Annotated in this window: 11 protein-coding genes and 1 pseudogene; 9 read left to right on the top strand and 3 right to left on the bottom strand. The window is 32.7% G+C overall.

The features are described 5' to 3' along the window. Nucleotides 1-74: 74 nt before the first annotated feature. Nucleotides 75-2444: a hypothetical protein gene (locus tag ACWM35_RS21450; protein ID WP_454820935.1), complete on the top strand. Its 2370-nt coding sequence runs from the start codon at nt 75-77 to the stop codon at nt 2442-2444. A 324-nt stretch (nt 2445-2768) separates the two neighbouring features. Then, nucleotides 2769-5582 (top strand): DEAD/DEAH box helicase, encoded by a 2814-nt coding sequence (locus ACWM35_RS21445; protein WP_454820933.1) that lies wholly within the window; start codon nt 2769-2771, stop codon nt 5580-5582. A 19-nt stretch (nt 5583-5601) separates the two neighbouring features. Here ACWM35_RS21445 and ACWM35_RS21440 read toward each other — a convergent pair whose 3' ends face one another. Together ACWM35_RS21440 and ACWM35_RS21435 are read right to left on the bottom strand one after the other, a co-directional pair. Then, nucleotides 5602-6000 (bottom strand): (deoxy)nucleoside triphosphate pyrophosphohydrolase, encoded by a 399-nt coding sequence (locus ACWM35_RS21440; RefSeq protein WP_454820932.1) that lies wholly within the window; start codon nt 5998-6000, stop codon nt 5602-5604. Between the two features lie 113 nt (nt 6001-6113). Then, nucleotides 6114-7532 carry an excalibur calcium-binding domain-containing protein gene (locus ACWM35_RS21435; protein WP_454820931.1) on the bottom strand — a complete coding sequence of 473 codons (1419 nt, stop codon included), beginning with the start codon at nt 7530-7532 and terminating at the stop codon, nt 6114-6116. A gap of 447 nt (nt 7533-7979) precedes the next feature. On the opposite strand from ACWM35_RS21435, the gene ACWM35_RS21430 reads away from it, so the two are divergent. Next, the gene (locus ACWM35_RS21430; protein ID WP_454820930.1) at nt 7980-8633 is read left to right on the top strand and encodes a hypothetical protein; all 654 of its coding nucleotides are present in this window, start codon (nt 7980-7982) and stop codon (nt 8631-8633) included. 23 nt (nt 8634-8656) lie between these two features. Beyond that, nucleotides 8657-9448, top strand: a complete 792-nt coding sequence (locus ACWM35_RS21425) for a DUF5677 domain-containing protein (protein WP_454820929.1) — start codon at nt 8657-8659, stop codon at nt 9446-9448. A 413-nt stretch (nt 9449-9861) separates the two neighbouring features. Here the strand turns inward: ACWM35_RS21425 and ACWM35_RS21420 are convergent, their stop codons facing one another. Next, nucleotides 9862-10050, bottom strand: a complete 189-nt coding sequence (locus ACWM35_RS21420; RefSeq protein ID WP_454820928.1) for a hypothetical protein — start codon at nt 10048-10050, stop codon at nt 9862-9864. Between the two features lie 177 nt (nt 10051-10227). On the opposite strand from ACWM35_RS21420, the gene ACWM35_RS21415 reads away from it, so the two are divergent. From ACWM35_RS21415 to ACWM35_RS21395, 5 genes and pseudogenes are all read left to right on the top strand, one after another. Then, on the top strand, nt 10228-10527 hold the full coding sequence (locus ACWM35_RS21415; protein WP_454820927.1) for a hypothetical protein: 300 nt from the start codon (nt 10228-10230) through the stop codon (nt 10525-10527). A 354-nt stretch (nt 10528-10881) separates the two neighbouring features. Next, nucleotides 10882-11549 (top strand): annotated as a pseudogene (locus tag ACWM35_RS21410) (DNA alkylation repair protein). A gap of 83 nt (nt 11550-11632) precedes the next feature. Further along, nucleotides 11633-12016, top strand: coding sequence for a MazG nucleotide pyrophosphohydrolase domain-containing protein (locus ACWM35_RS21405; protein WP_454820926.1), 384 nt, complete (start codon nt 11633-11635; stop codon nt 12014-12016). Between the two features lie 41 nt (nt 12017-12057). Continuing rightward, the gene (locus ACWM35_RS21400; protein ID WP_454820925.1) at nt 12058-12567 is read left to right on the top strand and encodes a YcxB family protein; all 510 of its coding nucleotides are present in this window, start codon (nt 12058-12060) and stop codon (nt 12565-12567) included. A gap of 101 nt (nt 12568-12668) precedes the next feature. Further along, nucleotides 12669-13841, top strand: coding sequence for a GNAT family N-acetyltransferase (locus ACWM35_RS21395; RefSeq protein WP_454820924.1), 1173 nt, complete (start codon nt 12669-12671; stop codon nt 13839-13841). The last annotated feature ends 194 nt before the right edge of the window (nt 13842-14035 follow it).

Below are 14035 nucleotides of genomic sequence, written 5' to 3'. Positions count from 1 at the left end.
AAGTACCAAGATATATTTAATCTATGTATACCATGTTATATACTAGGAAATATAGGTATTTATGGGGGGCTGTTATGTTAAATGAAACTTTAGTAGAGGAACAGATTTCTGTAGAGACAGAAGTAGTAGAGAATGAAAGAAATGAATTAGAAAGAAAAAAGCAACAAGTACTAATATTAAATCAATTCTTAGAAAAATCAATATTAAAAGTAAAATATATTCCTAGTCCAAAATACAATGAAACAATAATTTTAAATGAAAAAGGGCAAAAAATATATGAAGATCTAAAAAGTCAATTTTCTATATTAGATGATACGTATAATTCAGAAATAAAGTTAAGTTTAATGCTTACTTCAGTAGAAAATATAAATATGGAAAAACTAAATCTTGGTAAACTTAAAGAAATAATAAGTGAAGAAATAATTAATAAAAAATTATTATTTCCATATTTATATGGCAGAGAACTTTACAATAAATTTCATGAATTATTTAACAATAATGACCTTTTAAATGCAGAGGAAACAACAAAGCTTTTAAATGACTCTCCAATAGGTGTTTTTCAATTCGGGAATTTTCTAATTGGTCCTTTTGGAATTTTAGAGTCTAGACAAACAAGAGCCATGCCCCCTTCCAAGTTCAGAGAATATCCACTTTGGCATTGTGAAGATGTCTCTTGTTTAAATATTCATCGGACTAAATTAACTTCTTCAGAAAATATTATTCAGAATTTAGTGGAGGCAGCGGCAGAAATATCCACTGTAGATGAGGAAATGTCTATAAATGAAATAATTTCATTTAATCCTTACGACTATAATAGAATTGATGAGCTTGCTTATTTAATCGGATCATTTCCAGATGAAGAATTAAGATTACTATTAGCAGATTTAATTAATAGTGATAAATCTATTAGAAAATTGTTTCCTAATAGATTTAAAGATTTATGGAAAGGAAATGGACAAAAAATCTCGAGTGACCTTACTCATAACCAATGTTTTCAATTAATATTACTATTTAAAGATGATGAGATATTAAAAAAGTTAGAGGATTTGATATTTAATAATAAGATTAATATACCAGAAACTGAAATAAGAAAAGGTAAGCTAATGATAAATAGGAGAGGCATTTTTCATACAGAGACTCAATGTTCCAAATATGGTTTTAGAAGTATTATTACAATGGGTAAAGAAATAAATACTGCTTTAATTAGATTAAAAAGTTTAATTAAAAAACTATATTATACTTCTTCTACAGACAAAGAAAAACTAAAATGGAAGTTAAGGAGTTTTGAAGGCAGTACTCTTGATGAAATATTAGGTAGGTATCTTCTTACTGAGAATCCAAGAGAAATTATTACAAATCTAATTTTTGACAATCCTAATAATGTCCAAAAGACTTTTGAGTATTTAAATTGTACAGATTTTGGTACTCTATTGGACCCATATAAAGAAGAATATTTTATAAATATGATATTATGGAAACTTGGATTTGATATAACAGTTTTCCCTTCCTATCAAAGTTTATTTTGGAAGAGGCACGACCAATTTTTGAGAATAATTAAAAATAATCAAGTGTTTACTGAAGATGAAAGAGAAGCAATTCGAAGTTCGGGAGTGAATTTTTTCGTTTCGCTTGAGGAAATTTTAGATTATGCTCTTTCTTTTATTACATGGGCGTTATTATCGGACCATTACATTTCAGATAAGTTCACCTTTAATTTGGAAGATGCGAGGACTTTTACCGCTAATATTGTCAATAACCACCATTTCAAAATAAACGATAATGAATTTCTTAATCTAGATAAAGATGGGAGAAATACTCTATATCCACTTATAAAAGGATTTTCAGCAATAGCTGAAATTTGTGAGGAGCATTTAAAATTTAAAGATAAGTATGAAAGGTTAGAAACGGAATATCCTAGTTATTATAAAAAGACAGATTTATATGATTTCCCTTTTAGGTATAAAGTACTATTATTAGATTTAGAAAAGACTGATGTTAGAAGAATAATTGAACTATTAAAAAAAATATCTGATACCCTCGAAACGAAAAATATAAGTAATGTTAGAAATAGGATTAAACATAATAGGCCAATTCATGAATTTCCAAGTATCGGTGAATTAGAGGAAACTTGTAATGCAATTAGTGAAGTAGTGCTAAAAATGGAGGTGGAAGGTATATTACCTACTGTTTATATTAGGTCTGGTAAAGAAAATGATGAGTTTGGACGTGGATTTGTAAAATATAAAAACTACAAAGGGGTAAGTATTCTATTAAGTAATAGCTCACAGTTTATTAGGTCTGGAATGCCTTTGTATAAAAAGGTTCAACTAATTTTACCAAATGTTCATATAAATAATTCAGTTGATAAACTTAGATTTAATTATTTTGAAAAGACTAGTTACTCTAATTATTGGAGTGAATATCCTAAATATAGTAAAAAATGAAGATAAAAACGTAGATAAAAAATATAACTTAAATATTGAAGCATTCACTAGTATGGCAGAAAAATACCGTAAAATCAGAGCCCTAGACTAACTGGTTGAATTTGAAGAAACCTCATTTAGATTTATAACGCTGAACCGTACCATATGTTCTTATGAATTCTTTGATGGGAATAAATAAAAAATAAGAAAAAATTCAAAGTGAGATCTTTTATCCATTGTGGATAGAAGATCTTTTTATTTCCCCCTATATATTGTACAATTTCAATATATCCAAATAATAACATTAACAAAATTGATAATAGTTAAAAAGTCAGGGGAAATTCCATGGATTTTGCAGAGAAAAAACTAATCGTGAATTCCGATAAAGGGAATTTGTTAAGAGAATTAGTAAGGTCAATGAATGAGTGTGAGCAGTTTTATTTTAGTGTGGCTTTTATTAACTATAGCGGCCTGCAGCTTTTGCTGGATCCGTTGAAGGAAGCTGAGGCCAAAGGAGTTAAAGGAAAAATCATTACTTCCACTTATCTAAATTTCACGGATGCAAAGGCATTGGAAAAGATTAGACAGTTTAAGAATGTGGATTTAAAGGTTTTTGTCACCGATAAAGAGATTGGTTTTCACACGAAGGCATACATATTCGAATACAAAGATAGTTATAAAGTAATTATCGGTTCCTCAAATATTACTCAGAGTGCGTTAAAAAGCAATATTGAATGGAATGTTGAAATCATTACGAAAGAGAATGGTCGATTTATTCAGGATGTTTTGAAGGAATACGATTCACTTTGGAACATGAGTGAGGTTGCCGATCAGGATTTTATTAGTAGATATGAAGAATTCCTAAAGCGCTTTAAGGATACAACGAAAACACGGCAATTGATATATGAAAATAAACAATACATTGTCCCAAATCGAATGCAAAGACGAGCTACCGAGAATTTAGAGAGGTTGAGGAGTTTTGGAGAGAAAAAGGCGCTTGTGATTGCCGCGACTGGTACGGGAAAAACTTATATGTCGGCATTTGATGTGAAAAGTTACAAACCAAAAAGGTTACTTTTCATCGTTCATAGAGAAGAAATTTTGAGAAAAGCGAAGGAAACCTTTGAGATTCTTTTACCGAATGAAGGGATTACCTTTGGTTTACTAACAGGTAATCATAAACAAAAACATGTGGATTATGTGTTTGCCACCATCCAAACGATTTCAAAATGCTTTGAAGAGTTCCAAAGGGATGAATTTGATTATCTCATTATAGATGAAGCTCACCATGCGACTAGCCCAACCTATCAAACGGTATTAGACTATTTTGAGCCTAAATTTACTCTAGGGATGACGGCCACGCCTGAACGTACAGATGGCTACAATGTTTTCGATCTCTTTGATAATAATGTTGCCTTAGAAGTCCGCTTACATGAGGCGCTTGAGGATGAACTGGTTATTCCTTTTCATTACTTTGGAATCACTGATATTGAAGGTATTGATCTGAGTGATGTGGACATTGATGATATTGCTGAGATTACCAAAAGGTTAAAGGTGAATGAACGGGTAGATTTCATTATTGAAAAAATGGACTTCTATGGTCATGATGGTGACAAAAGGAAGGGTCTTGGATTCTGTGCAAGTATTGAACATGCTCAGTATATGGCGAGCGAATTTAATAAAAGAGGTTACCAAAGTGTTTGTCTACACGGAGGAGATTCACCAGATACACGTGAACGATTTATCAAACAATTAGAAAGTGATCATGATGAGTTAGAATTTATTTTTACAGTTGATATCTTTAATGAAGGTGTCGATATTCCTTCTGTTAATACTGTATTAATGTTAAGGCCAACGAATTCGCCAATTGTTTTTATCCAGCAGCTTGGTAGAGGATTAAGAAAACATGGAGAAAAAGAATTTTTAACCGTACTTGATTTTATCGGGAACCATAACAAAACCTTCCTTATTGCTTTAGCTTTAAATGGAAGTCGATACTATGATAAAGAAAGTTTGAAGGTAGCTGTTGCGACAGGTTTTGCGAACATTCCTGGTTGTACGCATATTCAAATGGATAAAATCACTCAGGAACGAATTTTATCCCAGATTGACAAAGAAAACTTTAATTCAATGAAGTACCTTAAGGAAGAGTATTTTGAATTTAAGAAGCTTAATCAGGGACGGATTCCATATTTATTATTGGATTATCTGAAATATGATGGTGCACCTAATCCTGTAAAATTCATCGATCGAGAGAAATCATACTTACAATTCGTGGCCAAAGTAGAAAAGGATGACTATTTAAAGGATCTTTTGCAAAATGAATCCTTTGAAGCAGCTATAAAGGAACTGTCTAGTAAACTTCCACTCAAGAGGGTTTATGAATTTGTTATTATGCGGTTTTTACTGGACCATGAGGACATCGATCTGGAAATGGCAAGAAAACAAATATTAAAACAAATCAATGATGTGGATGATGATAGTATTCTTCATGCTTTTGAGTGCTTGAATCAAAATTACTATGATAGTGGTCAATTAAAGAGTAAGCCTAAATTATTTCATTATAACAATGGTAAATTAGTAAAGACTCAACTCTTTACAGATTTACTATTGTATGAGGATTACAGGAAGTTTATCGAAGATGTCATTACCTATGGGATTTTCCGATATGAAAAAGAATACAAAACAGAATATTACGGAGTTCCACATTTTAAACTGTATGAACAATATCAAATGGTGGACACCGCATTACTCTCAAATTACCGAAAAATCCATAGTTCATATAGGGGTTCTGGACTTCTTACCAATGGAAATGATTATTTCTTGTTTATTGATCTTCACAAGGAAGAGGACATCAAGGAAAGCATTAACTATCAGGATAAATTTATCGATGACTGTTATTTTCAGTGGCAAACCCCAAATAGTACCTCACAGAATACGGATCGGGGACAGAATATTATTCGTAATAAGAGCCGTGGGATTAACCTTCATTTATTTGTTAGGAAGTATCGAGAAATTGATGGGAAAAATGAACCTTTTATCTATATTGGTCGAGGGGATACTGTCCAATTCGAAGGGGAAAAACCGATGACGGTTAAAATCAAATTGGAGAATCAAATTCCGGCAAATCTATATACTGAGTTTACTGAAAAAGTATAGTCTTCTCGTTTCGAGAAGACTATTTTTCGTTAATTAATTGTTCAACTGCTGGAATGTCTGCAGGTGCCCACTTAAGAGAATCAAGATTTTCACTTTTTAACCAGATTAGTTTTGAGTGTTCACTTGGCGTTGGTGTTCCCTCCACTACTCTGCATTTAATCGAAATTAAATTGATGATAAAGGTATCATATTCATGGGTATTGTCATTGAAGATTTCTTTAGCTGTCTCAATCTTACAACCCAATTCTTCATCAATTTCTCTTTCAAGTGCTGAATAAATATCCTCATTGGCTTCTACTTTCCCACCTGGAAACTCCCACATATTAGGGATGGACATCACTGGTGATCTAAGTGCACATAGAATTTCATTCTCTTCATTTTCGATTACTGCAGCTACTACTTTGACGACCTTTTTCAAAGTTATCCTCCTAGACAATTAGTTTTCTATCATAATAATACCATGTTTTTTAGAAAGATTCCTTTGACCTAACAGATAAAAAAAGCTGCAGATTTCTGCAGCTTTAATCATAGTTACTGATCACAAGCGATTCCATCGCCGTCTCTATCTAATTTTCTAGAATAACCAGGTTCGCCTTGGTGAATTGGTGCTGCACCAGCAGCACGTACTTCTGAACAGTTTGCGTAAAAAATGTTTTGACTAGCTTGTTGTTGTGCCTGTTGGGCAGCTAATCTTTCAGCTTCCTCTTTTTGACGTTGCTCTTCAGCCAGTCGGGCTGCTTCTTCTTTTTGACGTTGTTCTTCAGCTAGACGTGCAGCTTCTTCTTTTTGACGTTGTTCTTCAGCCAAACGTGCAGCCTCTTCTTTTTGACGTTGCTCTTCAGCTAACCTAGTAGCTTCTTCCTCTTCTTTTTTCTTTTGTTCTTCAGCTGACTGAGCTTCTTTTACACTTTCATCCTGTTGTTCTTTTGATTCAGTTTTAACGGAGGTTGAAGTACTTGTTATTTTTTTCTTTTCAGTTGTATCTTCACCAAAGACGATTCCGATACCGATAAAAAGGATAAACATGTACATTAACGAAGCAATTGAAGCCTTCCACCATTTACCACTACGGAAGCCTATAATCTTTTTGTACCACTTTCTTTTTAATAAGATAAAAGGTATATTTTGTGCTATTAAGGTTTCAGCAAATTGTTTTCCTAAGTTATTTAGAACGAGCTTACCTTCGCTTGTAATAACTTCTGTTTTCAAAGCAAAATGGTCAATTTTACATCCATTAAAGAATGCCAAAGGCCAAGCAGCTATCTTTTTTGCTTTACGAGTTTGTTGATCATATTCATATAACATAACCATTAAATCTACAACAATAAAATTACCTTTTTTCTTTTCAGAGTCTTTAAAGAATCCTTGGGTAATTAGTGTAGCGTATGGATGTTTTTCCTTTAGTAACCTTTGACCGTTTGATCCTATTCCTTGGTCATCACGCTTCATCAGGAAAGGGGTAACTTTGATACCATTTACTTTAAAATCATTTAGTCTATCGGCATGCAAGAAATAATTAAAGTCGTGCGTTACAGAAGTTTGAAACTCTTGTATAGGATTTTTTACCTTTTCCTGAAGGAGGTAGAAGAATTCTTCGGTGTCGTCATTCTTTTTAATGTCATCAATTTCATATTTATTTCTACCGGAAAAGAATATTAATTTCCATTCTTTTTTATCTTTCCCATCAGCTGTAATTTGGATATTTCTTATCGAGCTATATTCAAAGGAATAGAACTGGTTCTTCGATATAAATATCATTTTGATATTTGTTAAAGTAAGTACACCATCAATCTCTTTTCCACTTTTCTTATCTAACTCTACTTCAATTGCTTTAAGAACTATCTCATTCGAATTAAGTACAGTATGCTCAGCGTTTGAAAGCTCCTTCTTGAATTTTGAGCTCATATTCTTCTGTAAGAGTGTAGGATTAGCTCCAATCCATCTTTGCATATAAGTTGTTTCCCCCTATTAAATCTGTTTTCTATTAATATTTCAAAAAAGAAATTACCAAATAAAAGGTATATTACAATGCTAACATGATATTTATAAAATATAAATGAAAAATAGGAAAATTGCCATGGTTATTGGGTGTGAATAATTACCTGTTTTGCATTTAATAAGTTATAACATCAAGACCATGATTTGGATGAATAAATAAAAAAGCCAGGTTTTCTCCGGCCAACATCAACATAACTATAATAAACGAGGGCAATCCTTTTTCGCTTAAATGAGATAGAAATTAATCCTAGTACGATCAGAATAGAAATTGATATAATGGAACAAAAAGGAAGTTTTGATGTTGTTGTGTGTAATGAAAGACCAAGGCTCACTGAGCTACCTGAACATGGTGGTATATAAATTGTTACGCATCGAGCAAAGTCAAAAAGGTGAAGTTTGATGAAGGCTAAGATTTTTAGGAAAATAAAAATATTTGTTGTCGGAATGATTATACCTTTTTCTATAGTAATCATAATTAATTTATCTAATGCTCCAGTAGTTGTTAAGAATCTAATTACAATTTTGGCAGCAGCATTTATGTATGCCGCATTAATGTTAGTACTGTACAATGTGAAATCTGGTCCCCAGAAATTTAGGGGGAAAATGTCAGTTTATGAATGGATGGATGATCTGAGTAATTTTGATGATAAATTGCATTACTTTTTAAACAACCAATCTGTTAAGTATAAAACTTTAGAAAATCTATCAATAATTAAAGAGAATATTTTGAGATGTACGAATGAAAATATAGATAATTTAAGACTTATGAAAGCTTACTATACTCAATATTCTAAAGAAACAGCAGAAGAATTATATTTAAGAACAGTAATGGGTATTTTTGTTCCTTTGTTAATATTTTTTATGGGGAAGAAATTGTCTATTTTTAATGAGTTTACAGTTTATTCATTTTTTGCAGTGTTAATGGTTGTGTTTATTACTTTTGCGGTTATTACAGGTAGACTTAGTTATGATAAAAAAAGGCTTGGATTAATTATTGATATTATTGATATCTGTATTAAAGAAATTGAAGACAAAAAAAATAAAGACAGTTAGGCTTTGTTAGGGGGAAGAGCCTTTTGAAAACTTTGAAAAGAGTTGTAACAGAATCTCAAAAAGTATTTAAAAATGTAATTGATGAGTGTTTTAATCAAAGGGGAGATAGGGGCGAATTTGACATTCCAGATGCTGTTATTCTAGGGTTATTAGAAAATATGATAAACCATTCAAAATCTATGTTAATTCTTTTAGAAAGTAAACATCATACAGCGGGAGATACTATATTAAGAACAATTTTCGAGAACTATGTATACTGTAAATTCATTCTAGAAAAGGATACTGAAATACGAGCTAAGTCTTATACATACTCAACAAAAATTAAAGAAATACAATTATTGAATGATTTAACCGAGGACAGTTTAGATAGTTATAAATTGAGAGAATTTCTTCAACTAAAAAAAGGTGAAATACGCGAAAAACTTGCGGCTAAGATGGATGATAATTATCAAAAAAGTATAATAGATGGATATCTAAATGACATTGGAATGAAACGTATAGAACAAAAATGGTATAACCTAGATGGAGATACAAATAATTTTAAGAAATTATGTCATAAAATAGGTTTATTTGTTGAGTATAACCTTCTTTATTCTATCCTCTCAATAGAAACCCATGGAAAAGATGCAATTAGAAATTTTTATTTTGAGAAGAATCGGATTAACTTAATAAATATGAAGAAAAGTGAAGAGTTATACCTTGCAATGAGTGTAACATGCTTAATGGAATCGGTAAAATTAATTTATAACTATTATGGTTTAAAAAGCCTACTGAAGAATTTTAACACTCTTGTAGGAATTAATTATTCTAGATAATAATGTTCTACTAGCCCTCTGAAGGACACTGAATGACGCATTAAGCGCTTTTTGGTGTACTTTTTGTTTTGCAAACCTTATTACATCGACGTTTGTACGTTGCAACCAATCTACTATATTATACCCATTTTTGCAACCAAGAAGATGAAGGTATGAAGCATTCATTTAATGACCAATTATTGCAATGGGAAAAAGGAAAATATGTGGCTCCCACCAAAAAGTAAGATTATCGAAAAAAGCGTGTTAATAAGCAGCAACTTGTTACCTCTGAATTATTAGTAGTGTGAAAAAAGACACAGTACAATCGCATCTAGAGAGTGTTAAAAATAAAATTGAACATTGAAAATCAAAGAGCCTTTTTCTTGTTTCATTGAAAAAGGCTTTATTTGTTGTACAGATGGAGTATTTGTTATTTACAATATTGTTTTTAGATTATCAGAATCACCTAAAATGTTTCTTTTCCACTTAGCTCCACCATTTATTTTTGCAACAAATAATCTATCATCTGTATCTGTATGTGGTTTTATTTCGTCAAAAACTTCACTTGCTGTTTTATTTGTTTCAACAATCCATACGGATTCAGTAATTTTTTTCGTAATCACTGAAGCTAGTTTTTATTTTTTTTATTAAGTTATCATAATCCCGTAGTGGTGCTATAAGATCATAAGTAATTAAATTAGCGTTCAAATTTATCAGCTCCTTTTATTTACAATATTCGGCAATTAAGAAGGGGAATCCTTCTATCTGTCGAATTTTAGTATAGAGGGAGGTGATTGAATATGATAAACGAACTATTAAAAACTGGAGAACTATTAGAGTCAGAAGCTAGTGAAAGCATGGGATTTAAGTTTTTTAATTCAGTTAACTTTGAAACATGGGTATCGAAGTCAATTTTATATTTGGAAAACTACCATAAGAACTCAGTTTTAACGGAAAAGGCGCGAGAAGGTTATAAAAAACTTAACAGTAATAATAATTATGATTACTATCAATCTTTATTAGGAGCTTTAAGAGCTTCGAAAGATTTTGAAAAACATCAAGCAGACTCTGTAAGCAGCATAATAGAGATGAATTTTTAAAGGCATCCTTTGGGGTGCTTTTTTTGCATATTATGCAGCTCAAATAACGTTAAAGAGCAGGTTTGTACATTAATTTTGTAGTTTGTGAGTGATTACTTAAAGGGTAGCGTTTCTTTAAAAAGGAATGCTCTTTTCGTATCCAATTAAAAGTTAAATGTGATTATTATATTAAAGATGGTTGCTCTTCTATTATAGGTTGAGAAAGCATTAATACGATATATGCTACAATATTAAAAAAGGTAAACTTTGGAGACACGCCACTGCAATAAGGCTTATAACAAAATTAAGTTCTTGATATATCTCGTCAAGGACATATATATATGAAACAGTGCTTTAATAAAGGAGTTGTAAAAAATGGATGAAAAAAAAGATACAGAAATACAACGCTCTTCAAAAGCAGAAAACATTCTACCTCAGATCAATAGTAAAACAAAGCTAGGCGACTTACGAAAAATCGCGAAGGACATTAAAAAAGATCACGAACTAGCTATGGAACTTTGGTCAACCGAAGCGTTTTTCCCAGACTATTAGCAATCTTAATTATGGACAAAAAACTTCTTTCACAAGATGTGCTAAATAAGCTTGATAAGGATATGCAGACTCACACTTTTGATGAGCAAAATAACTTAATGGATTGGTTAATGGCTAATCAGCTCACCAAAGACAAGAAGACAATTGCATTGATGGAGTCATGGGAAAATAGCCCTTCTGCTCTTCAAAGGCGAGCTTTCTGGTATTATCAAGCGCGATTGAGATGGACTGGACAAACACCACCTGATAACACCGCATACTTGCTATCTGCATTAGAAGCTAATATTACGCAGGAAGAACCGGAAGTTCAATGGGCTATGAATTTCACTGCAGGCTGGATAGGCGTTTATGATGAAAAGAATCGTGTACGTTGTATTAAACTTGGTGAGAAAACGGGTCTTTACAAAGATGAAATAGTATCAAAAGGATGTACACCCAGCTATTTGCCGGAGTTCATTACGATTGAAGTTAACAAACGACATAATAATTAGTTACCTCTGAAAAATTTATTAGGATTTAATGTATAAAATAAAGGAATTCAAAGCCTCAATTATGAACAATGAAAGGGGTCCAAATGAAAGAAATACAAGCATTTGCAGAACAGTTTCAGAAAGAAATGGGTTGGGTGATTAGCGAAGAGAGCTATGATAAGAGCCGTGCTTCGCTGCTGAACAATTACATGCTGCTGACGACAGAGGTGGCTGAAGTCGCGGAGGAGCTCCGGAAGGGTTTTAATCTTACGGCTTCCTATATTCAAAAGGGAATGGATGAGGATAAGGCTTTTGAGTTGGCCAAGAATCAGATTAAAGAGAATATCGGTAAAGAGCTGTCGGATTGTCTGGCTTATATGCTCAAGTTTTATAACTTTTTCGGCCTTGATGCGGAAGAAAGTTTTTATGAGAAAATGGATGAAGTGAAACATCGTAAAAATAAGGATATTGTAAAACGATCCAAATAACGGAAACCAGGTCTACTCTAATACATGCTAGGAGAATATCAATGGAAATCAAATACAACTTAACCGAAGAGGATTATCTAAAGTTTAATATTTTTCATATCAAAAATTCTGATTCTGCAATGAAATCTTTGAAAATGCAAAGGTTTGCAACACCGGTTGTCTATATTATTGTTGCTTATATTTTTTCGTTGATCGCAGATATTCCATTCTTATATGCCTTTATTCCTTTCTTTTTAATTGGTATGATGTGGGCGATTTTTTATCCGAAATATTTCTTTAACCGCATTGCCCGGCACACGAAAAAGATGGTTAACGAAGGAAAGAATGAGGGGTTATTAGGGAAGCATACGATGACTTTTTCTGACGAGGGAATTGTTGATGTTGCTTCTAATGGTGAAACGAAGGTTCATTGGTCTGGAATCCATGAGTTCAAGGAAGATGATTCTAACTTCTATCTTTACAATAGTTCGGTTAGTGCCTACATCATTCCTAAAAGAGAGATAACAGATGTAGAGGAAGTTCGGACATATTTGAAAACAAAAATATCCTGATGGACGGAATTTGGTACCACGGACAAATAAAAAAAATCGTTGAATGAAGTTCTTGCTATGCTAATAAATATATGAAGTCAGGCAAAGGAGATGGGGCTTAAATGTTGGTTACGGAAGTAAGAGAAGATGAATACGTAGAAGCAGTAAAACTGTCCATGTATGCCTTTCAATATAAGGTTGCGGAATCCGACTTACCGGCTAGAAAAGAAATGTTGAAAAAACAAATTTTAGGAATATGGGATGAGGACATTCTGGCTGCCAAGCTTCATATTATTCCATTAAACGTTCAGATGAAAGAGGATGAATGGAAAATGGGAGGGATCGCAGGTGTCGCTACATACCCGGAATATCGACGAAATGGTTATGTTAAAACACTTATTATCGATTCTTTAAAGCAGATGCGAGATAATGCTCAAATCGTATCGCTTTTACACCCATTTGATATCTCATTTTATCGGAGATTTGGATGGGAAATATTAAATGAACAGAAAAAAATCACGATTGAAAAGAAGGACCTGAAATTCCTTGAAAGCCAGCAAGGGTTGGTAAAAAGATACTCGAAAGAGACCCATAATGAGGAAATTGAAAAGATGTATCAAGAATTTAGCATACAATTTACGGGAATGCTGAAACGCGATACCCATTGGTGGAAGCATCACGTGTATGATGAGGACTCTCAACTTGCTGTCTATTACGATTCTGTGAAAGAGGCTAATGGCTATATTCTATACCATGTAAAAGATAGAAAGATGGTTGTGGAAGAGATGATTGCTATGAACCAGGAAGCAAGAATCGGGTTATGGAACTTCATTTGCCAGCATGACTCCATGGTGGAAACCGTGACAATTACGCTTGCCAGTCACGATCCTTTTCCTTATTTTCTGCCGCAGCCCAAGGTGAAAGCAGAGTTATCCCCTTATTTTATGGCAAGAGTCGTGGATGCTGAGGAATGTTTAAGGAAATTTCCTTTTACACTCGGAAATGAGCAGCTATTTCTTCATCTAGAAGATGCACATGCTCCTTGGAATAATGGAAGCTATTTCATTGGAAATGATGAAATAAAGGTGTTTAAAGAAAAAGCTGGAGGTCAATGTGTTCATCCTCCTAAAAAAGGAATTCGCTTAAATATCAATTCCCTTTCAGCCATACTATTTGGATATAAAAGACCGATGGAGCTTTTTGAAATGGGGTACTTGAAAGGATCTGTGGAGGAGATTGAGATTTTTGAAAAAATGGTCCCAACGATGAAATCAGCATTTATTGATTTTTTTTAATTCATCAGTTTGGAAGTATGCTTTTTGTGTAGTAGTGACCTTGTTTGTTGCTTTTCGTGTAGGAATGAGAATGAATAGGCGGAGAATTTCCGGCTATGTATCTAAAGGAAGCTTAAGAAGCCAATATAAGCGGAGATATTCCGATTAACTGCACTAAATAAGGCAAAATCCAAAGATTTGGATGCTTTAAACGG

The sequence above is a fragment of the Neobacillus sp. K501 genome, from assembly GCF_053749995.1.
The sequence above is the reverse complement of the archived record's forward strand: the minus strand, read 5'-3'. Positions and strand labels throughout refer to the sequence as shown.